The organism is Streptomyces sp. KL109B (assembly GCF_030766935.1).
Classification (GTDB): Bacteria; Actinomycetota; Actinomycetes; order Streptomycetales; family Streptomycetaceae; genus Streptomyces.
The window spans coordinates 725,697-746,447 of sequence record NZ_JASERL010000002.1 but is presented as its reverse complement, the minus strand read 5'-3'; the positions used below and the strand labels follow the sequence as shown (position 1 = coordinate 746,447).

The window sequence follows — 20,751 nt, the reverse complement described above, 5'->3', positions numbered from 1 at the left end:
CGACAGGGGCTCAATGACGTACGAGGAGGGGGCGGCGGCAGAGAGAGCGGATCCGGCGGACGGGCCGCCGCGACAACTCAAGCGCAAGCTGGGCAAGGCGGACCTGCGGGCCGTCCCGGAGGTCAGGCGCGCGCTGCGCGAACTCCTCCATCACTGGGGCAGGCCGGGCAGATCGGAGGTTGCGGAGCTGCTCACCAGCGAACTCGTGACGAACGCGCTGGTGCACACGGACTGCGAGGCGGAGCTCACGGCGACCGTGGGGCCGCGGTCGCTGAGGGTCGAGGTCCGTGACTTCGTCTCCCGCAGGCCGACGCCCCGCGTACCGCACGCCGACGACGGTACGCACGGCACCAGTGGGCGCGGACTGATCCTGGTGCAGTCGCTCGCGGACGCCTGGGGCGTCGCGGCCCTCGGACCGGACGCCACGGGGAAGGTCGTCTGGTTCGAACTGGACGGCGGCGCCGTGTGAGGACGCGGCGCCGCCGTACCACGGACGGGCTCAACCGAGCTGCTGCTCAAGGTCCTTGAGCTTCTGCTCCAGAGAGTCGAGCCGGGGCAGCGCCTGCGTGTCGTCCTCCGCCGTCAGATCGACGGTGACGGGCGCCTGCTGATCACGGGAGTCACGGGACCTGCGGATCCCTTTGACGGCCTGGAGCGAGGGCCGGGCGCGCACCGGAAGCTGCTCCGGTGCCGGTGCCCCCTGCGGCAGTTCCGAAGGCGGGGTCGCCGACGATATGGCGGACTCCGCGCCGCCCTGCCCGGAACCGGCGGCCGAGGACCCGGCCTCCACCTCCACCTGGCGGCCGCCGCGCGGCGCGAAACCCCGGCTCAGCGCCTTCAGTTGGGCCCGCTCCAGCTTCTGGTGCTCGCGCTGCCGCATCCGGTCCTGCGCCTTGACCCGCTTGTCCTCGCGGACCTCGTCCACCGCCTCGTCCAGCGTGCGCACGCCTTCGAGCAGCATCAACGACCAGGCGTTGTACGTCTCCAGGGGCGCGCGCAGCCACCGTACGATCCGGATCTGCGGCAACGGCCGTGGCACCAGGCCCTGTTCGCGCAGCGCCGCGCGGCGCGTCTGCTTCAGGGCGCGGTCGAAGAGGACGGCGGCCGAGAGGGACATCCCCGCGAAGAAGTGCGGGGCGCCCGCGTGGCCCAATCCCCTCGGCGCGTGCACCCAGTTGAACCAGGCGGCGGCGCCGGCGAACGTCCACACGAGTATCCGGGAGCCGAGGGCGGCGTCGCCGTGGCTGGCCTCGCGCACCGCGAGCACCGAGCAGAACATCGCGGCGCCGTCGAGCCCGAACGGGACGAGGTACTCCCAGCCCCCGGACAGGTTCAGGTTCTGCTTGCCGAAGCCGACGAGCCCGTGGAAGGAGAGTGCGGCGGCGACCGCCGCGCAGCAGAACAGCAGCACGTACGAGGCGGTGCCGTAGACGGCCTCCTTGCGCCTGCGGCGCTCCTCGCTGCGCTCCCAGGATTCGTCGGAGAACGACGATCCCGCGGCCTTCTTGGCGCCCCCGGCGCGCCTGCCGCGCGCGAGCACTGCGACCGCCGCCAGCATGCCCAGGAGCAGTACGGCGCCCGGAAGCAGCCAGTCCAGCGATATGTCGGTCAGTCTCATCTGGGGTCCCTTGCATCGCGATACGGCGAACGGGCGCAATATTGGCCCAGTCGTCCGGTCCCGCAGGGGGTTTCGGGGCAAGAGAACGCCATTGGAGTGGGCGGGGGCGCGCGAAGCGGCCGTACGCTCGAACTCCCGCTGGAAAAGCGGGAGTTGAGTTCGAATTACCTCACCCGAAAGGGTGGTTCAGGCCGCGGTGGTCGCGGTGAGCTTCGCGATGCGGTCCGCGTCGCAGGTGCGCGGGCAGGTCACGCAGGTGTCCTCGGGGCGCAGCGTGTAGAACATGCAGCAGCTCGCGCGGTCGCGCGTGGGCAGCGACTCCCCGTCGGGGCCGGTCAGTTCGCGGAACGCGGCCTTCCCGACGTACGGCTTCGTGGACCCGGGGAGCAGTGCCTCCAGGTCGGTCATGGCGCGGCGCTCGTCGCCGAGCAGATGGCCCAGGTACCAGAGGCCCTCGACGATCTCGTCCGTCGCCATGCCCCACAGGGCGCGCGGGCCGCGCCGCATCCGCGGGCCGAAACCGGTCAGGACCGGCTGGAGGTGTTCGGCGACGGCCGCGCGGACCTCGGCGCGCAGGGCCTCCTCGTCGGGGACGACGCGGGCGCCGGGGCGCCCCGCCGCCGGGTCGCCGGGGAGGCAGGCGAACTCGGTGACGTGGACCGCGAGGCGGCCGAGCGTGCGCTGGAAGGCGACGCCGGAGGACGGGAAGCGGGGCACGCGGCGGTGCAGGAACCAGGGGATCGTGATGAGCAGGCAGGCGGGCCAGGCGTAGCGGTGCAGGCCGAAGCTGGCGATGACGTCGGGGCGGGCGTGGGTGCCGTAGTCCTTCAGGATCTGTGCGTTGTCCCACGCGAGGAAGGCGTCGAGCGCGGCGCCGCCCTCGGCGAGCTGCTCCGTGCGCACCCATCCGGCGCCCTCGGGCAGCGCCTCGCCCGCGGGCACCTCGATGACGCGCAGGCCCGGGAACACCTCGTTGAGGCGGGCGTACGCGGCCGAGACCGCGCTGGGAGGCGCGCCGAGCGCCGACGTGGTGAGGGGCATGCGGGGGCCGCCGATTCACGATCGTTTACAGGTAAGCCTTACCTTACCCGAACGAGGTGGGGTTTGAACTGTCGGCGTGGCCCTCTATCGTTCGTCGTTGAGCTTCGGACAAACGGCAAGGAACGGCGGCGAACGGGATGACCGGGGTGGAGCGGACGAGACCACGCGAGGCGCGCGGTTCCTCCGTCGGAGTGCCGGAGCAGCGGACGGCGTCGGCGTGGGTGCCGCGGTCCGGTGTTCCCGGGGCCGGGGTCGGGGCCGTTCCCGAGCAGAGCCGCGGCGAGCACACCCATAGTGAACCGCCCGCACCGCGGGTCGCCGCGCGGGGGGCCGTCGAGCGGACGTCGGTGCGGGGGCAGGTCCTTGACGCGTTGCGCGCCGCGCTGGTCTCCGGGGAGCTGGTGCCCGGTGAGGTGTACTCCGGGCCGGTGCTCGGGGAGCGGTTCGGGGTGTCGGCGACGCCGGTGCGCGAGGCGATGCAGCAGCTCGCGCGGGAGGGCGCGGTCGAGGTCGTACCCAACCGGGGGTTCCGGGTGACGCGGCGCTCCGAGCGGGAGCTCGCGGAGCTCGCGGAGGTGCGGGCGTTGGTGGAGGTGCCGGTGGTGACGCGGCTCGCGCGGACGGTGGCGCCGGCGCGGTGGGCCGAGTTGCGGCCGTTGGTGCGGGCGACGGCCGCGGCTGCCGCCGCGGGGGACCGGGCCGGGTACGCGGAGGCGGATCGTGCCTTCCACCGGGCCGTTCTGGCGTTCGCCGGCAATGACCAGGTGATACGTGTCGCGGACGATCTGCACCGGCAGGTGGGGTGGGCGATGGCTGATCTCGCGGTGGATGCGGTGCAGCACGGGGCGTTGCTGGATGCGTTGGAGGCGCAGGACTGTGGTGCGGTGAGCCTCTTGGTGCAGGAGCACATCGCGGGTTGACGGCCGCCCGTCCCCACGCCCCGGGGCTCCGCCCCGGACCCCGCGCCTCAAACGCCGGCGGGGCTGGAAGGATCGGGGCTCCGCCCCGGACCCCGCGCCTCAAGCGCCGGCGGGGCTTGATTGGCCCACCCGTGGTGACCGAGCGCCACCGCCAAGGGCTGTCACCCCGCCCCTCTCCCACCACCCGCCCCCTCCGGGGGGCGTCGGCCTCACGGGGTGCCGCAACCGCCTTGGGCAATCTGCCGCCTTGGGCGGCAGGGTGGGCAAGGCGGCGCACGGTGCCGCGCAACGGGAAGTAGAGGGTTACGCCGCCGCTGGTAGGACACCGGCCAACCACACCGGCACACCGTCGAGGAGCCGGAACAGGCGGCCCGCCTCCGCTCGCAGGCGCGACTTCGTGTCGGGGTCGGGTTCGGCCTCGGCGAGGGAGGCGAGGGCGGGGGCCGTGCCGACGAGGTAGCCGAGTTCTTCGCGCAGGCGCAGGGACTCGGAGAAGCCGTGCCGGGCCTCCGTCAACTCGCCCTCGCGCAGGGCGAGTCCGGCGAGGTGGCGCCAGGTGAAGGACAAGAGGAGCGGGTCGGCGTGGGCGGTGGCGCCCGCGTGGGCCCGCCGGTAGGCCGCGCGGGCCGCTTGTGGCGAGTCGGCCAGGTTCTCCGACATCAGGCCGCGGCGGAAGTCGAGCAGCGCGCGCGCCGAGGCCCCCGGGGCGATCAGCGCCGCCGCGCGGCCGAAGGCCGAGCGGGCCTCGTCGGAGCGGTCGCGGACCTTCAACAAAGTTGCCGCGTAGGCGAGTTGGCCGCGTTCGCAGGCCGCCGCGCCGCGTTCCTCGTCCGTATGGGCGAGCGCTTCCGCCGCGCGCAGCGCGTCTTCCGCCTCCGCCCAGCCCCGCTCCGTGTACAAGCAGCGCTCCACAAGCAGTGCCGCCCGCTGCAACGCCGCTCCCGCGTCCGCCTCCGCATGATGGTCGAGCAGCGCCGCCGCGTCGGCCCAGCAGCCGCGCGAACGCAGCCGCCATACCGCGGTCTGGAGTGGATCGTCCCCTGCGTTCGTTCCGGTACCAGACATGGCGGTATGCGCCACATTGCCCTCCCGAGCACGCCATCGAGCCGAGTTTGCCGTGGGGCATCTCAGCACGGATCAAGGTGCCCGGCCAAGGGGGTGGGTGAAAGATTTCACAAAGGGTTGGGGTTCCCAAGCGCTCCCAAGATCGCTAAGGGCTCGGCTCGTGCGCTCGGCTCATGCGCTCAGCTCATGCGCAACGCCAGGAAGAAGTCCAACTTGTCTTCCAGGCGCGAGAGATCACGCCCCGTCAGCTGCTCGATCCGGCCGACGCGGTACCGCAACGTGTTCACGTGCAGGTGCAGCCGGGACGCGCACCGGGTCCACGAACCGTCGCAGTCGAGGAACGCCTCAAGCGTCGCGATCAGCTCCGCGCGGTGCTTGTGGTCGTAATCACGAAGCGGGTCGAGGAGGCGGGCCGTGAAGGCGCGGCGTACGTCGTCGGGGACGAACGGGAGGAGCAGGACGTGCGAGGCCAGTTCCTGGTGGCCCGCAGCGCAGACCGTGCCCGTCCGGGCCGCCGCCACGCGCCGCGCGTGCCGCGCCTCCTCCAGGGCGCCGCGCAGCCCCTCCGCCGAGTGCACGGCCGCGCTCACGCCGATCGTCAGGCGCCCGTCGTCGGCGAGGCCGGCCGCGAGGGGTTCGCGTACGGCCGTGAGGAGCGTGTCCGCGAGCAGGCCCTGTTCCGAGCCGTCGTGTTCCGCGGCCACCGCGGGCAGCGGGACCAGTGCGATCGCCTCGTCGCCCGTGTGCGCCACGGCGATCCGGTCGGAGGGCTCGGCGGCGTCCGGGCGGGCGCCGGACTCCGGGTCGATGAGGATTTCCTCCAGGAGGGACTGGGCCAGCGCGCCGCCCTCGCCCTTCGCGCCGCCGCCCTCGGCCTTCGCGCCGCTCTCGCCCTTGGTGGCGTTCGTGCCCTCCCACTCGACGCGCGCCACGACCACCTGCCAGTGCGGCGCCGCGCCGAGCCCCGGCAGCAGCACAGGCGCCGCGACCCGAAGGCGCGCCGCGATCTCCGCGGGGGCCGCGCCCGCCTGCACCAGCTCCAGGACCTCCTGCGCGAGCCGCCGCCGCACCGTGCGCGCCGCGTCCCGCCGCTCCCGCTCCACCGAGATCAGCTGCGTGACGCCCTGCAGCAGGTCGAGCCGCTCCTCCGGCCAGTCGCCCGCGTCCGCCTCGACGGCGAGCAGCCAGTCCGCGAGCACGCTCTCCCGGGTGTCCGACGCGGCGGCGGGCGCCGTCTCCTTCGGCGCCGACGCGATCGGGAAGAGGGAGTACGTGACGCCCTCCACCGTCACCCGGTGCGGGGCGCGCCGCCCCGTGCGCAGCGCCGCCAGATGCTCGGCCGCCAGCCGCGTACGGATCTCGGCGGAGGGCTCCGGCCCGGCCGCCGCCGAACCGGCGATCGCCCGCCCGGTCGGGGACAGCACCCATGCCCGCAGGTCGAGGTCGCTGCCCAGCAGGTCGAGGACGACGTCCGGGCCGCCGCCCGCGGGCCCCGAGGTCATCAGGCGCCGGTGCCTGTCGACGACCGCCGCGAGGTCCCCGGCGCGCTCGCCGGACACCTGACGTACGACATGCTCGGTGATCGTCCCGAACGCCACCGACTGCGCCACCGAGAACAGCGGGACGCGGTGCCGCGCGCACGCCTCGACGAAGTCCTCGGGGACGTAGCCGAACTCGGCGGTGCCCGCGGCGACCGCCGCGACGCCCGCCGCCGCCATCAGCCGGGCGAACGGCTCCGAGTCGGCCGGCTCGCGGTGCCAGGCCAGGCCCGTGAGGACCAGTTCGCCGCCGGACAGATAGCGGCTGGGGTCCCGCAGGTCCGTCGTCATCACGCCGCGGACCGTGCGGTCGAGCTCCTCCTCGCCGCCGAGGAGCCTGAGGCCCAGCGCGTCCGTGTCCAGCAATGCGCGCAGCCGCATGTGTTCGTCGCCGCCGATCTGTCTCGAAGTCGTGCCTAAGTGGAAGCCCATGGACCTGTGGCCTGGGGTTCCCGGGGAAAACGGTGAGGTCACTGATGCCGCCCGTTCATACGAATCTACAAGACACCCATGCGGGCCAGCCAACGCGTTCATGTTTTCCGTGACTGACACTGCCGGAGCACAGGGGGTGTACTGGCATCACTCCGCGTGAACAGAAGCGTGAACAGCACATGAACGAGCCCCTGTGATCCGCACGTCCCGTGGCTCGAACGTCTCGCATCGACCCCGCACGACACGACGCACGAACCACGTACGCACCACGCACGATCCCTGCCCGATCACGAACCTCACGGAGAAGAGAGCCGTCATGGACTTCCTTCGCCCCGGCAGCTGGGAGGAGGCGCTCGCCGCGAAGGCCGAGCACCCCACAGCAGTGCCGATCGCAGGTGGCACCGATGTCATGGTCGAGATCAACTTCGACCACCGGCGCCCCGAGTACCTGCTCGACCTCAACCGCATCGGTGAGCTGAGCGAGTGGGAGGCGAGCGAGGGCGGCATCCGGCTCGGCGCCTCCGTCCCGTACAGCCAGATCATGGAGCACCTGCGCGGCGAACTGCCGGGCCTCGCGCTCGCCTCGCACACCGTCGCGTCCCCGCAGATCCGCAACCGCGGCGGCGTCGGCGGCAACCTCGGCACCGCCTCCCCGGCCGGCGACGCCCACCCGGCGCTGCTCGCCTCCGGCGCCGAGGTCGAGGTGGCTTCGGTGCGTGGCGAACGCCGCATCCCCATCGACGAGTTCTATACGGGGGTCAAGCGCAACGCTCTCGCCGAGGACGAGCTGATCCGCGCCGTGCACCTGCCCAAGGCGACCGGGCCGCAGCAGTTCTCCAAGGTCGGCACGCGCAACGCGATGGTGATCGCCGTGTGCGCCTTCGGCCTCGCCCTGCACCCCGAGACCCGCACCGTGCGCACCGGAATCGGCTCGGCGGCGCCCACCCCGATCCGCGCCAAGGAGGCCGAGGAATTCCTCAACTCCGCTTTGGAAGAAGGCGGGTTCTGGGACAACGGCAAGATCATCGCCCCGTCGGTGGCCAAGCAGTTCGCCGCGCTGTGCTCCGGCGCCTGCAACCCGATCGACGACGTGCGGGGCACCGCCTCGTACCGCCGGCACGCGGTGGGTGTCATGGCGCGCCGCACGCTGACCTGGGCCTGGGAGTCGTACCGGGGCACCGGCATTCGTACGGAGGGAGTCGCGTAATGCGCGTCAATTTCACGGTCAACGGCCGTAAGCAGGAAGCCGACGACGTGTGGGAGGGCGAGTCCCTGCTGTACGTGCTGCGCGAGCGGATGGGGCTTCCGGGTTCGAAGAACGCGTGCGAGCAGGGCGAGTGCGGATCCTGCACCGTCCGGCTCGACGGGGTCCCGGTGTGTTCGTGTCTCGTCGCCGCCGGGCAGGTCGAGGGCCGCGAGGTCGTCACCGTCGAGGGGCTCGCCGACCACGCCAAGTCCCGTAGCTGTAGCGGCGGTTCACAAGGTACGACGCTTCAGGACGCGCAGGGCTGGTCGGCGAAGGGCACCGACTCGCAGACCGGCGAGGGCGGCGAACTCGCCCCGATCCAGCAGGCGTTCATCGACGCGGGCGCCGTCCAGTGCGGCTTCTGCACGCCCGGACTGCTCGTCGCGGCCGACGAGATGCTGGAGCAGAACCCGACGCCGTCCGACGCGGACATCCGCGAGGCGCTGTCCGGGAACCTCTGCCGCTGCACCGGCTACGAGAAGATCATGGACGCCGTACGGCTCGCCGCCGCGCGGCAGTCGACGCCCGAGGGAGTCTGAGCAACATGGGTACGACAGGAATCCCCGGAAAGGTCACCCAGGGGTCGCAGACCAAGGGCGGCATCGGCGAGTCCACGCTCCGCCCCGACGGCACCCTCAAGGTCACCGGCGAGTTCGCGTACTCGTCCGACATGTGGCACGAGGACATGCTGTGGGGCCACATCCTGCGCTCCACCGTCGCGCACGCCGAGATCGTGTCCATCGACACGGCCGAGGCGATCGCAACTCCCGGTGTCTACGCGGTACTTACGTACGACGACCTCCCCGCCGCGATGAAGAACTACGGGCTCGAAATCAAGGACACGCCCGTCCTCGCGCACGGCAAGGTCCGCCACCACGGCGAGCCCGTCGCCTGTATCGCGGCCGACCACCCGGAGACCGCGCGCCGCGCCGCCGCGAAGATCAAGGTGGAGTACCGCGAGCTGCCCGTCGTCACCGACGAGGCCTCCGCGACCGCGCCCGACGCCGTCCTCGTCCACGAGGGCCGCACCGACCACCACGCGGGCCACGTCCCGCACCCGAACATCGTGCACCGCCAGCCGATCATCCGCGGAAACGCCGAAGAGGCCGCCAAGAAGGCCGACTTCGTCGTCAAGGGCGAGTACACCTTCGGCATGCAGGACCAGGCCTTCCTCGGCCCCGAGTCCGGCCTCGCCGTGCCCGCCGAGGACGGCGGCGTCGACCTCTACGTCGCCACCCAGTGGCTGCACTCCGACCTCGGGCAGATCGCCCCGGTCCTCGGCCTGCCCGAGGACAAGGTGCGGATGACGCTCTCCGGCGTCGGCGGCGCCTTCGGCGGCCGCGAGGACCTGTCGATGCAGATCCACGCGTGCCTGCTCGCGCTGCGCACCGGTAAGCCCGTCAAGATCGTCTACAACCGCTTCGAGTCCTTCTTCGGCCACGTCCACCGCCACCCCGCGAAGCTTTACTACGAGCACGGGGCGACGAAGGACGGCAAGCTCACGCACATGAAGTGCCGCATCGTCCTGGACGGCGGCGCCTACGCCTCGGCCTCCCCGGCCGTCGTCGGCAACGCCTCGTCCCTCGCCGTCGGCCCGTACGTGCTCGACGACGTCGACATCGAGGCCATCGCGCTCTACTCCAACAACCCGCCCTGCGGCGCCATGCGCGGCTTCGGCGCGGTCCAGGCGTGCTTCGCGTACGAGGCCCAAATGGACAAGCTGGCCGACAAGTTGGGCATGGACCGGGTCGAGTTCCGGCAGCTCAACGCCATGGAGCAGGGCACGATCATGCCGACGGGCCAGCCCGTCGACTCCCCGGCCCCGGTCGCCGAACTGCTGCGCCGCGTCAAGGCGATGCCGATGCCGCTGGAGCGCCAGTGGGAGTCGAGCGAGGGCGCCGACGTGCGAGCCCTGCCCGGCGGCCTGTCCAACACCACGCACGGCGAGGGCGTCGTACGAGGCGTCGGCTACGCGGTCGGCATCAAGAACGTCGGCTTCTCCGAAGGCTTCGACGACTACTCAACTGCCCGTGTGCGTATGGAAGTTGTCGGCGGCGAGCCGGTCGCGACCGTGCACACCGCGATGGCCGAGGTCGGCCAGGGCGGCGTCACCGTGCACGCGCAGATCGCGCGCACCGAGCTGGGTGTCACGCAGGTGACCATCCACCCGGCCGACACGCAGGTGGGCTCGGCCGGTTCGACGTCCGCGTCCCGCCAGACGTACGTCACCGGGGGCGCCGTCAAGAACGCCTGCGAGCTCGTCCGCGAGAAGGTCCTCGACATCGGCCGCCGCAAGATGGGCACGTACCACCCGGCGTGGGCCACCGCCGAACTCCTCCTGGAGGGCGGCAAGGTCGTCACCGACGGCGGCGAGGTCCTGGCCGACCTGGCCGAGGTGCTCGAAGGCGAGACGGTCGAGGTCGAGGAGGAGTGGCGGCACCGCCCCACCGAGGCCTTCGACCTGCGCACAGGCCAGGGCAACGGCCACGTCCAGTACTCCTTCGCCGCGCACCGCGCCGTCGTCGAGGTCGACACCGAACTCGGCCTGGTCAAGGTCGTCGAGCTGGCCTGCGCGCAGGACGTCGGCAAGGCGCTCAACCCGCTGTCCGTGATCGGCCAGATCCAGGGCGGCACCACGCAGGGACTCGGCGTCGCCGTGATGGAGGAGATCGTCGTCGACCCGAAGACGGCGAAGGTCAGGAACCCCTCCTTCACCGACTACCTGATCCCCACGATTCTCGACACGCCGACCATCCCGGTCGACGTGCTCGAACTCGCCGACGACCACGCCCCGTACGGGCTGCGCGGCATCGGTGAGGCACCGACCCTGTCGTCGACTCCGGCCGTTCTCGCGGCCATTCGGAACGCGACGGGTCTGGAGCTCGACCGCACCCCGGTGCGGCCCGAGCACCTCACGGGAACGGCCCCTCAGGCCTAGTCCCGCCTCCCCGCGGGGTGCCGGCTGGTCCCTTGGGAGTGGCCGGCACCCCGCCCCGTACCAACTGCGTCTCGGGCCGTCCCCCGGGTCGTGCAGCTCCGTCCCAAAACCCGTGCGTCGCCGACGAGTTCACGGGTGCCCCTATGAACCTTGGGAAACGAGGCACCATGGCCCAGCAGTCCGTGGAGCCGAAGACCACCGCCGACGACGCGGGCGAGGGCTCGCGTCAGCCGGCCGGCAGGTCTTGGCTCGACCGTTACTTCCACATATCCGACAGAGGATCGACGTTCGCGCGCGAGGTGCGCGGCGGCATCACCACCTTCATGGCGATGTGTTACATCCTCCTGCTCAACCCCCTGCTGCTCGGCGGCCCCGACGCCGCGGGCAACAAGCTCAGCCACGCGGGCCTGATCACCGCGACCGCGCTCGCCGCCGCCGTCTGCACCCTCCTTATGGGCTTCCTCGGCAAGGTGCCGCTGGCGCTCGCCGCGGGCCTGTCCGTGTCCGGCGTGCTCGCCACGCAGGTCGCGCCCAACATGACGTGGCCGCAGGCCATGGGCATGTGTGTGATGTACGGCGTGGTGATCGTGCTGCTCGTCGTCACCGGGCTGCGCGAGATCATCATGAACGCGATCCCGCTGGCCCTGAAGCACGGCATCACCATCGGCATCGGCATGTTCATCGCGCTGATCGGCCTGGTCAACGCCGGGTTCGTCGGCAAGGGCGACCCGGTGACGCTGGGCACGGGCGGACAGCTGAAGGGCTGGCCGGTCCTGCTCTTCGCCGTCACCCTCCTCCTGATCTTCATGCTCCAGGCCCGCAACATCCCCGGCGCGATCCTCATCGGCATCGTCGTCGGCACGATCCTCGCGGTCATCGTCAACGCGGTCTTCGACCTCAGCCCGAAGGTGTGGGGCGGCAGCCCGCCCGAGCTGACCGGCAGCGCGGTGTCGATGCCCGACTTCTCGCTCTTCGGCCATGTCGAGTTCGGCGGCTGGGACTCCATCGGCGGGATGACGGTCGGCATGATCGTCTTCACGCTCGTCCTGGCGGGCTTCTTCGACGCGATGGCCACGATCATCGGTGTCGGCACGGAAGCCAAGCTGGCCGACGACAAGGGCCGCATGCCAGGCCTGTCCAAGGCGCTGTTCATCGACGGCGCGGGCGGCGCGATCGGCGGTGTGGCGGGCGCGTCGGGCCAGACCGTCTTCATCGAGTCCGCGACGGGCGTCGGCGAGGGGGCGCGCACGGGCCTCTCGTCGGTGGTGACCGGCTTCCTCTTCGCCCTCGGCCTGTTCTTCACGCCGCTCGCGCAGATCGTGCCGGGGCAGGTGGCGGCCGCCGCGCTCGTCGTCATCGGCGCGATGATGATGCAGAACGCGCGGCACGTCGACTGGTCCGACCGGGCCGTGGCGGTGCCGGTGTTCCTGACCGTGGCGCTGATGCCGTTCACGTACTCGATCACGGCCGGTGTCGGCGCGGGCGTCATCGCCTACGCGGCGATCAAGGCGGCGCAGGGGAAGTTCCGCGAGGTCGGCGCGTTCATGTGGGTGCTGACGCTGGTGTTCCTCGTGTACTTCGGCCTGCACCCGATCGAGAGCTGGATGGGCGTCAAGTAGCCCTGCCGGCCGGACCGTTCCCTGAACCGTTAAGGAGACCGAGACATGCTGGACATCGCCGAAGAGTTGCACCGGTGGGTCGAGCAGGGACGCGACTTCGCCGTGGCCACCGTGGTGGCCGTCGGCGGCAGCGCGCCCCGGCAGCCGGGCGCGGCGCTCGCCGTCGACCGCGAGGGCGTCGCGATCGGCTCGGTCTCCGGCGGATGTGTGGAGGGCGCGGTCTACGAACTGTGCGGGCAGGCCCTGGAATCCGGGGAGTCCGTGCTGGAGCGCTTTGGGTACAGCGACGACGACGCCTTCGCCGTGGGCCTCACGTGCGGCGGCGTCATCGACATCCTGGTCACTCCTGTACGGGCGTCTGATACGGCTGTACGCAGCGTGCTCGCGACCGCGCTCGGCGCCGCCGCGACGGGGGAGGCGGCGGCGCTGGCGCGGATCGTGTCCGGGCCCGCGGACCTGATGGGGCGGGCGGTGCTCGTGCGCCCCGACGGCTCGTACGAAGGCGGGTTCGGGGGCCACCCGGAGCTGGACCGCACCGTGGCGGGGGAGGCGGCGGCCTTCCTCGACGCGGGGCGTACGGGGACGTTGGAGATCGGAGAGGCGGGCTCGCGCTGCGGCGCGCCGCTCACGGTGCTGGTCGAGTCGTCGGTCCCGCCGCCGCGGATGATCGTATTCGGCGCGATCGACTTCGCGTCGGCGCTGGTACGGATGGGCAAATTCCTCGGCTACCGGGTCACGGTGTGCGACGCGCGGCCGGTGTTCGCGACGGCGGCGCGGTTCCCCGAGGCGGACGAGGTGCTGGTCGAGTGGCCGCACAAGTACCTGGAGCGCGTGGAGCCCGAGCTCGACGGCCGCACGGTCCTGTGCGTCCTCACCCACGACGCCAAGTTCGACGTGCCATTGCTCCAGCTCGCGCTGCGCCTCCCGGTCGCCTACGTGGGCGCCATGGGCTCACGCCGCACCCACCTGGACCGTAACGAGCGCCTGCGCGAAGTCGGCGTAACAGACCTGGAGTTGGCCCGCCTCCGCTCCCCGATCGGCCTCGACCTGGGCGCCCGTACGCCGGAGGAGGTGGCGCTCTCCATCGCCTCGGAGATCGTGGCGAACCGGCGGGGCGGCACGGGGGTGTCCCTGACGGGCGCGCACACGCCGATCCACCATGAGCCGGGGGTGGCGCGGCGGATCGGGGTGGTGGCGTGAGGCGATCAAGCCCTTGCGGAGGGTGAGCCAGTCGAGCTCCAGCGACGGGTGACCAGATCAAGCCCCGCCGTCGGACGATAGCCCGCGGGGTATGGGGCAGAGCCCCATATCTTTTGGAGCCCCGCCGACATTTGAGGCGCGGGGCCCGGGGCGGAGCCCCATGTCTTTTCCAGCCCCGCCGGCGCTTGAGGCGCGGGGTCCGGGGCGGAGCCCCGCGGCGTGGGAACGGACACCGGTCGATGAGTTCGCCGCTCTCAGCCGGTCCAAGCTCATGACACCCCACGGAAAGGCCACCGCCATGCCAGAGCTTCTCGTCGACTTCATCACCTCCCTCGACGGCTACGCCTCGGGCGAGGGCTGGCCCGGCTTCTGGGGCCTCGAAGGCCCGGAGTACCTCGCATGGCTCGAAGAGCAGCCCGCGGCCACCCACCTGATGGGAGCGAACACCTACCGCCTGATGTCGAGCTTCGCCGCAGGCGAGGTCCCGCCTGGCCAGGACGAGTTCAGGCCCGAGGAAGAGGCGTCCGTCGACGGACTCACGCAAGCGCCCAAGGTGGTGTTCTCCTCCTCGCTCAAGGACCCGCTGACGTGGCCCAACTCCACGCTCGTCCGCGACGACGCCGTCGAGACGGTCCGCGCCATGAAGTCGAGCGGCGGCTCGGGGCTCCTCAGCACGATCGGCAGCCTCAGCCTGTGCCGGTCCCTGCTGCGGGCCGGACTCGTCGACCGCTTCCGGGTCGTGATGTTCCCGGTGATCACCGGGGCCACGGGCGAGGAGCGCATCTACGACGGCTATCCGGACGTCGCCCTCGAAATGACCGACCACCGCACCTTCGACGGCCGCATCCAACTGGTCGAGTACAAGCCCCGCGTACCCGACCACCCACCGCTCGGCGCCCCTGCGTGACCGTCACCCCGTCCGCCGAGCGCCACCTCAAGCGGAGCGCACCGCCGGTGCCCGCAGGCCGAGCCACTGGTCGGCGTCCCAGGCCCGGAACCGCTCCACTTCCACGAATCCCAGCTTCGCCGCGAGGCGCATCGAACCGACGTTGGCGGTCTGTGTGGCGAGCACCACCGGCTCACCGGGAAGGACGCCGTCGAGCCAGTCCAGTGCCGCCGCGCACGATTCGGCGGCATACCCGAATCCCCACGCCCGCGGCAGGAACAGGTAGCCGAGATCGGCCTTTCCCGCGGCAGCCGGGCGATGGTGCTCCGATGCTCTCCTCAGCAGAATGTGACCGATCATCGCCCCGTCGAGTTCGACGACGAAGCTTCCGGGCCACCGCTCGGGCACTTCGGGCAGCCCGCGCTCAAGTTCGTTACGCGGGCGCGGTCCACCGAGGTAGCGGTGCACATCCGGCGATGCCAGCAACTCGATGAACGTCGCACGGTCCCGGGCCTCTGGCCCGCGGAGCACGAGCCTCGCGGTCCTGATCGGTGCGGGCGGCCAGGCGACGGGGCCGAGGTCAGTCATGCGGACCAGCCAATCAGCGGGCTCGGCAGGCATCAAGACTTGCGCGGCCGCTCAGCCGCTCGGCTGCCCACCAACATCAACACCAGCATCAACATCAATACCAACACCAACAAGAGGCGCGTGCACCGTACTTGACGGCGCGGGGGAGGCCCCCGAGGCTGTGGGAGCGCTCCCGCGCCGTTGTGTGGGGGCGCTCCGCAAGGCCGATCCGCCGCCCCTGTCCGACCGACCGGACCCCCGGGAGTCACCGTGCGAAGACCTTTCAGACGCGCTCCACAGCCCCGTACAGCGATCGCCGCACTCGCCCTCGTGTGCGCCGGGATGCTCACCGGCGCGCCGCACGCCATCGGTGCCGAGCACGAGAAGCCGACGGGTGCCGTCGCAGCGACAGAAACCGCCGGGCGCGGGCCCAGGCTCTACACCCCCGAGCCCAATCCCGACGCCGTCCGCCAGGTCGCGGGGCTCGTCAAGGGGGGCCAGTACCGGGACGCCGCCCGCGTCGCCGCGATGGTCGCCACGCCGCAGGCCGTCTGGTTCGGTGACCAGACGCCGGCGGAGGTGGAGAAGCTCACGCGGGACGTCGTGGTGGACGCCGACCGCCGCGACGCCGTCCCCGTGTTCGCGCTCTACAACATCCCAGGCCGCGACTGCTCCAACTACTCGGCAGGCGGCGCCGCCAACACCGCCGAGTACCAGGCCTGGATCGACGCCGTCGCCCGCGGCATCGGCGCCCGCGACGTCGACGCCATGGTCGTCCTCGAACCCGACGCGCTCGCCCTGCTCCCGGCCGACTGCGGTCAGGACGACGCCGAGGGGACGAAGACCGCCGCCCGGTACGACGAGGTCAATTACGCCGTCGACCACCTTGAGCCGCTGTCCGGCGTCCGCGTCTACCTCGACACCGGCCACCCCGCCTGGCACAGCGTCAACTCCATCGTGCCGCGCCTCATCAAGGGCGGCGTCGACAAGGCCGCCGGGTTCTACACCAACGCCTCCAACTATCAGACCGACGACGCCAACTCCTGGTACGGCAAGCTCATTTCGTCGTGCATCGCGTACGTGGAGGAGTCCCACGGCGACGTCGGCGACTGCCCGAACCAGTCGACGCCGCGCGCCGACGCCCAGGCCTGGATCGAGGCGAACGTGCACACCCCGGCCGACCGCATGGCGCACTTCGTGACCGACTCCAGCCGCAACGGTCAGGGCCCCTGGACCCCGCCCCCGGGCAAGTACACCGACGCCCAGGACTGGTGCAATCCGCCGGACCGCGGCCTCGGCGCCCGCCCCACCCTGCGCACCGGTGACCCCCTCCAGGACGCCCGCCTGTGGATCAAGACGCCGGGGGAGTCGGACGGGCTGTGCCTGCGCGGCACCGAGGGCCCGCAGGACCCGGAGCGCGGCACGGTCGACCCGAAGGCGGGCGACTGGTTCCCGCAGCAGGCGCTGGAACTGGCCAGATACGCCAACCCGCCGCTACTGCCCGGGAACTGACCCGCTCGGCCGCTCCTCATCGGTGACCGGATCCGCGGTATCGGCATCGGCATCGGCATCGGTATCGGTATCGGCGTCGGCATCCGCCAACAACCCGTCCACCGCCCGCCCGAACACCCACCGCCCCGCCGCCGCGACCACCCGGTCCGCGGCGCGGGGCACCCCGCGTACCCGGAGTTCCTCGCGCCACTCGACGCGCGAGCCCCCGCCGCCGAGCCCCCGCACCTCGAACTCGGCCCAGCCGGTGACGACCCGGCCCCGCTTCTCCATCCGGCAGCGCCGCGGCGGCTGCCAGGCGACGACCTCCATCGGGTCGTCGAAACCGCACCGGCCGACACCGGTGCGCGCCACGAACACCGTCCCCGCCGCGTCCGGCGGCGGAGTCGACACCGTGACGCGCGTGAGCGGCACGGTGTCACCGTGCCGCTCCCAGTCGGTCAGCCGCCGCCACGCCTCGGGGGCGCGCAGAGGTGTGTCACGGACGATGTGGATATGGGCGGCCATGTCGCGATGGTAGGCACACGTTCGGGTGAGGTGGGCCGCCACGGGGTGGACGGCGTGTCGCGCGGGCCCGTCCGTCGCAAACCGACGCCAATACCCGGACCCGCGCGACCAGTTGACTCACCTCCGAAGACGCGTCATGCCGCCTTGTACGCCGCCGCCAGCTTCTTCAGCGCCCCCTTGTAGTCCCCGGTGAGGGCCAGGTGCTCGGCCTCGGCGAAGGGCTTCGCCCACGCCGCCGTCACCTTGCCGCCCGCCTTCGACTGGACCTTGAGCCGCGCCTCCGTCACCGCGGCCCGCTCCCCGGCCCCGGCCCCGCTCGCGCTTGCCTTCGTCGTGAGCCCATAGCCGTACGGGAACTGCGGATCGTACGACGCGTCGCCCACGTTGATGGGCAGCTGGGCCTCCGACTTCGGCCAGGTGACCGGGAGTTGGCCGGTGAAGGGGCGCTTGCCGTAGAGGACGTCGGCGACGCCGTCGCCCTCCGTGCCGGGCAGCCAGGACGCGACGAGCGCGTCGATGTCGCCGAGCTGGTCACCGATGAGCTGGGGCCGTCCCGACACCACGAGGACCGCGCACTTCATCGCGGAACACACCTTGTCCACCGCGGCCTTGTCGGCGGCCGAGAGGGACAGGTCGTGTCCGTTGCCGACGTCGCCGACGCCCTCCGCGTACGGGGTCTCGCCGACGACCACGACACCGACGTCGTACCCGGAGGTGGGCGCCGAGGCGTCCTTCGAGTAGTCGACCTTCGCGCCGGGCGCCGCCTTCTTCATCGCCTGGAGGACGGTCGTGCCGGGCACGATGTTCCCGGACGAGCCCTGCCAGGAGACGGTCCAGCCGCCGGTCTGGTTGCCGATGTCGTCGGCGTTGGACCCGGCGACGTACACCTTCTGGGACGGCTTGAGCGGGAGCACGTCGCCGTCGTTCTTCAGGAGCACCTGCGACTTCGCCGCGGCCTCGCGCGCCACCGCGCGGTGTTCGGCGCTGCCGATCCGGTCGCTGTTGGCCGTGTCGGCGTACGGCTTCTCGAAGAGGCCGAGCTTGAACTTCTGCGTGAGGATGCGGGAGACCGCGTCGTCCACGCGCGCCTCAGTGACCCGGCCCGAGGTCGTCTCGGCGAGCAGGGTCTTCACGAAGTCCGGGTAGGCGTTCGGCACCATGATCATGTCGAGGCCCGCGTTGATCGACGTACGGACGTCGGAGGCGTAGTCGCCGGGGATCTGGTCGATGCCCGCGTAGTCACTGATCACGAAGCCGTCGAAGCCGAGCTTGTCCTTCAACTCCCCATTGATCATTGCCGCGTTGGCGTGCATCTTCACCGGGCCCTCGTCGTCACCGATGATGTCGAGGGAGGAGTAGGACGGCATGACCGTGCCGACGCCGCGGTCCACGGCCTCGCCGAAGGGCGCCAGGTGCACGGCCTCCAGCTCCTGCTTCGTCACCTTCGTGATTCCCTGGTCGATGGTGTACGAGCCGGTGGTCGAGGAGCCGTACTCGGTGCCGCCGTCGCCGACGAAGTGCTTCGCCGTGGCCAGCACCTTGTCGTTACGGTCCAGGTCGGAGCCGTTCGCGCGGCCCTGGAAGCCCTTGATGACGGTCTCCATGGACTCGACGAGGGCGGGGTCCTCGCCGAACGCCTCGTACGAACGTCCCCACCGCTCGTCGCGCGACACGCACAGGCAAGGGGCGAAGTCCCAGGGAATGCCGGTCGCGCGGACCTCGGAGGCCGTCACCGCCCCTGTCCGCTCGGCGAGTTGGGGGTCGCGGGTCGCGCCGATGCCGATGTTGTGCGGCATGATCGTGGCGCCGACGACGTTGTTGTGGCCGTGCACCGCGTCCACGCCGTAGAGCAGCGGGATCTGGAACCGCGTTGCCTGCGCCCGCAGTTGATAGCCGTCGATCATCTTGGCCCAGGCCTCGGGCGTGTTCGGTGTCGGCACCGAGCCGCCGCCGGAGAGCAGCGAGCCGAGGCTGTAACTGGCGATGTCTCCGGGGGACTTGAGGGCAGCGCGCTCGGCCTGGGTCATCTGGCCGACCTTCTCCTCAAGGGACATGCGCGAGACGAGGTCGGCGACCCGCTTCTTCACCGGGAGCTTCGCGTCGAGATACGGCAGCCCGTGCGCGTCGATGACGACCTGCGGGGGCTCGGCGGGCGCCTTGGCGCCGGTGACGGTCAGCTTCAGCGGGACCGTCTCGGCGGGCTCGGCCTTCACGGAATCCCTGGTCGTGGCGACCGTGACCGTCTTGGACGCGCCGGAGGCCGTGCCCGCGGGGAAGGTGAGCGTGCCGCTGGCCGGGGTGTAGTCCTTGCCGGCGTCGGCGGTGCCGCCCTGCGTCGCGTACTCGATGGTGACGGGGTCCTCGATCGGTACGTTGCCGGTGGTGGTGACGGAGAGCTTCACCGCCGCCGAACCGCCCTCCTTCACCGGGTACACGGCCGCGTCCGTCGACACCTGCGCGCGCAGCGACTGGTCGGCCTTGCCGTACAACTCCACGCCATCCATGGCGAATTGGTCGGTCTTGCCGCCGCCGGCCGGGAGCGTGAAGGCGTAGCCCCACATCTTGTCGAGGCCGAGGACGTGGTCGATGCCGCCGACCGGCTGGTAGTCCGTGCGGTACTCGAACTGTGTGAACGGGATCTCGACCTGCTTCCAGCCCGTCCAGCCGTCCGTGAACGACGTCGTCCACAGCTCGGACGCCTCGCCGTGCGCGCCGCCGTCCTTGAGCTCGAAGTTCAGCTTGCGGCCGCTGTTGTCGCCGTACCACCAGAAGCGGATGCCCTTGTGCGCCGACCAGTCGTGGGCGGGCTTGTCGGCGGCGTAGTCGTGGCTGAAGCCGCCGTAGCCGCTGATGTCGTAGGCGCCTTCGAGGACCTTGGCGCCCTCGGGGGCGTCCGCGCGCTCCTTGAGTTCGAGCTTCGGGTGGTCGTCCGTGTCGCCGCCCCAGGTGAAGATGCCCTCGGCGGGCTGATTCGCGAAGGGCACCTCGCCCTCGAAGCGGTCCACGGGCGTGGGGGCGGGGTCGTCGGCGGCGGAGGCCGTCGCGGTGCCGGTCAGCGGCAGCAGGCCGGCGGCGAGCGCGGACACGGCGAGTAACGCCGCGCGTCTCCTACGGCTTCTGCGGCCCGATCTGGTGGTGGAGTCGATGTGACGCAAGGTTCCCTCCCGGTGGTCCCGTTGCGGGTGCTTGTGGTGCGTCGTGCCGTGCCGGCGGTTCTAAATTCAAGGCTTGAGTTAAAGGGGGACGGGTGGGGGCGTCAAGGGTTCGGAATGTAAAGGGAGTTGGGGCCGACTTGGCCACCAGTAACCGATTGACAGGCGGGGCCCCGCCCCCGATCGTTTGCTTCGGGGTGTGACACCTGACGGTTGGGGGACCGCGATGAGGTGGCAGGGGGGCGCGTCGTCCGGCGACGCGGAACAGCAGGGGAGCGGCGGGTTCGGCCCGCCACCGGAGATGGCGCCGGGCGTCCCGCCGGAGCTGCCATCGGGGGTTCCGCCGGAGGTGCCATCGGGGGTTCCGCCGGAAGTCCCACCGGGCGTCCCGTCGGAGATGCCACCGGGGGTTCCGCCCGAGGTGCCATCGGGGCTCCCATCGGGGGTCCCGCCGGAGATGCCGCCGGAGGTGCCGCCGTGGATGTCGCCGGAGGCGCGTCCGGGGATGCCACC

General features: G+C 71.5%; 15 protein-coding genes and 1 pseudogene. 9 read left to right on the top strand and 7 right to left on the bottom strand.

Annotation, left to right across the window (positions count from 1 at the left end; all coding sequences use genetic code 11):
* Positions 1–13: 13 nt before the first annotated feature.
* Complete coding sequence (locus RBJ65_RS09150; protein WP_306321556.1) at positions 14–469, top strand: ATP-binding protein; 456 nt, start codon at positions 14–16, stop codon at positions 467–469.
* 30 nt (positions 470–499) lie between these two features.
* Here RBJ65_RS09150 and RBJ65_RS09145 read toward each other — a convergent pair whose 3' ends face one another.
* Entirely contained in the window at positions 500–1,618 is a 1,119-nt protein-coding gene (locus RBJ65_RS09145; protein WP_306321555.1) for a DUF2637 domain-containing protein, read from the bottom strand.
* A gap of 186 nt (positions 1,619–1,804) precedes the next feature.
* Positions 1,805–2,659 carry a (2Fe-2S)-binding protein gene (locus RBJ65_RS09140; RefSeq protein ID WP_306321554.1) on the bottom strand — a complete coding sequence of 285 codons (855 nt, stop codon included), beginning with the start codon at positions 2,657–2,659 and terminating at the stop codon, positions 1,805–1,807.
* 137 nt (positions 2,660–2,796) lie between these two features.
* Here RBJ65_RS09140 and RBJ65_RS09135 point away from each other — a divergent pair, with 137 nt between their 5' ends.
* Complete coding sequence (locus RBJ65_RS09135; protein WP_306321553.1) at positions 2,797–3,579, top strand: GntR family transcriptional regulator; 783 nt, start codon at positions 2,797–2,799, stop codon at positions 3,577–3,579.
* Positions 3,580–3,882: 303 nt separating this feature from the next.
* Here the strand turns inward: RBJ65_RS09135 and RBJ65_RS09130 are convergent, their stop codons facing one another.
* Positions 3,883–4,659, bottom strand: a complete 777-nt coding sequence (locus RBJ65_RS09130; RefSeq protein WP_306321552.1) for a hypothetical protein — start codon at positions 4,657–4,659, stop codon at positions 3,883–3,885.
* 164 nt (positions 4,660–4,823) lie between these two features.
* The gene (locus RBJ65_RS09125) at positions 4,824–6,563 is read right to left on the bottom strand and encodes a PucR family transcriptional regulator (RefSeq protein WP_306321551.1); all 1,740 of its coding nucleotides are present in this window, start codon (positions 6,561–6,563) and stop codon (positions 4,824–4,826) included.
* Between the two features lie 367 nt (positions 6,564–6,930).
* Here RBJ65_RS09125 and RBJ65_RS09120 point away from each other — a divergent pair, with 367 nt between their 5' ends.
* The 6 genes from RBJ65_RS09120 to RBJ65_RS09095 all read left to right on the top strand — a co-directional run bounded on the left by RBJ65_RS09120 (position 6,931) and on the right by RBJ65_RS09095 (position 14,524).
* Positions 6,931–7,821, top strand: a complete 891-nt coding sequence (locus tag RBJ65_RS09120) for a xanthine dehydrogenase family protein subunit M (RefSeq protein WP_306321550.1) — start codon at positions 6,931–6,933, stop codon at positions 7,819–7,821.
* The gene (locus RBJ65_RS09115) at positions 7,821–8,399 is read left to right on the top strand and encodes a (2Fe-2S)-binding protein (protein ID WP_306321549.1); all 579 of its coding nucleotides are present in this window, start codon (positions 7,821–7,823) and stop codon (positions 8,397–8,399) included. Before RBJ65_RS09120 ends, RBJ65_RS09115 begins: the two co-directional genes overlap by 1 nt.
* 5 nt (positions 8,400–8,404) lie before the next feature.
* Positions 8,405–10,798 carry a xanthine dehydrogenase family protein molybdopterin-binding subunit gene (locus RBJ65_RS09110; protein ID WP_306321548.1) on the top strand — a complete coding sequence of 798 codons (2,394 nt, stop codon included), beginning with the start codon at positions 8,405–8,407 and terminating at the stop codon, positions 10,796–10,798.
* 167 nt (positions 10,799–10,965) lie between these two features.
* Positions 10,966–12,417 carry an NCS2 family permease gene (locus RBJ65_RS09105; protein WP_306321547.1) on the top strand — a complete coding sequence of 484 codons (1,452 nt, stop codon included), beginning with the start codon at positions 10,966–10,968 and terminating at the stop codon, positions 12,415–12,417.
* Between the two features lie 45 nt (positions 12,418–12,462).
* The gene (locus tag RBJ65_RS09100) at positions 12,463–13,617 is read left to right on the top strand and encodes an XdhC/CoxI family protein (RefSeq protein ID WP_306321546.1); all 1,155 of its coding nucleotides are present in this window, start codon (positions 12,463–12,465) and stop codon (positions 13,615–13,617) included.
* Positions 13,618–13,915: 298 nt separating this feature from the next.
* Entirely contained in the window at positions 13,916–14,524 is a 609-nt protein-coding gene (locus RBJ65_RS09095; RefSeq protein WP_306321545.1) for a dihydrofolate reductase family protein, read from the top strand.
* Between the two features lie 27 nt (positions 14,525–14,551).
* Here the strand turns inward: RBJ65_RS09095 and RBJ65_RS09090 are convergent, their stop codons facing one another.
* The gene (locus RBJ65_RS09090; RefSeq protein ID WP_306321544.1) at positions 14,552–15,091 is read right to left on the bottom strand and encodes a GNAT family N-acetyltransferase; all 540 of its coding nucleotides are present in this window, start codon (positions 15,089–15,091) and stop codon (positions 14,552–14,554) included.
* A 249-nt stretch (positions 15,092–15,340) separates the two neighbouring features.
* On the opposite strand from RBJ65_RS09090, the gene RBJ65_RS09085 reads away from it, so the two are divergent.
* Positions 15,341–16,582, top strand: a complete 1,242-nt coding sequence (locus RBJ65_RS09085; protein WP_306321543.1) for a glycoside hydrolase family 6 protein — start codon at positions 15,341–15,343, stop codon at positions 16,580–16,582.
* Between the two features lie 87 nt (positions 16,583–16,669).
* Here the strand turns inward: RBJ65_RS09085 and RBJ65_RS09080 are convergent.
* Together RBJ65_RS09080 and RBJ65_RS09075 are read right to left on the bottom strand one after the other, a co-directional pair.
* Positions 16,670–17,086, bottom strand: a pseudogene (locus RBJ65_RS09080) (SRPBCC family protein); the annotation flags it as partial.
* A 134-nt stretch (positions 17,087–17,220) separates the two neighbouring features.
* Positions 17,221–20,241, bottom strand: a complete 3,021-nt coding sequence (locus tag RBJ65_RS09075; RefSeq protein ID WP_306321542.1) for a glycoside hydrolase family 3 N-terminal domain-containing protein — start codon at positions 20,239–20,241, stop codon at positions 17,221–17,223.
* Positions 20,242–20,751: the final 510 nt, after the last annotated feature.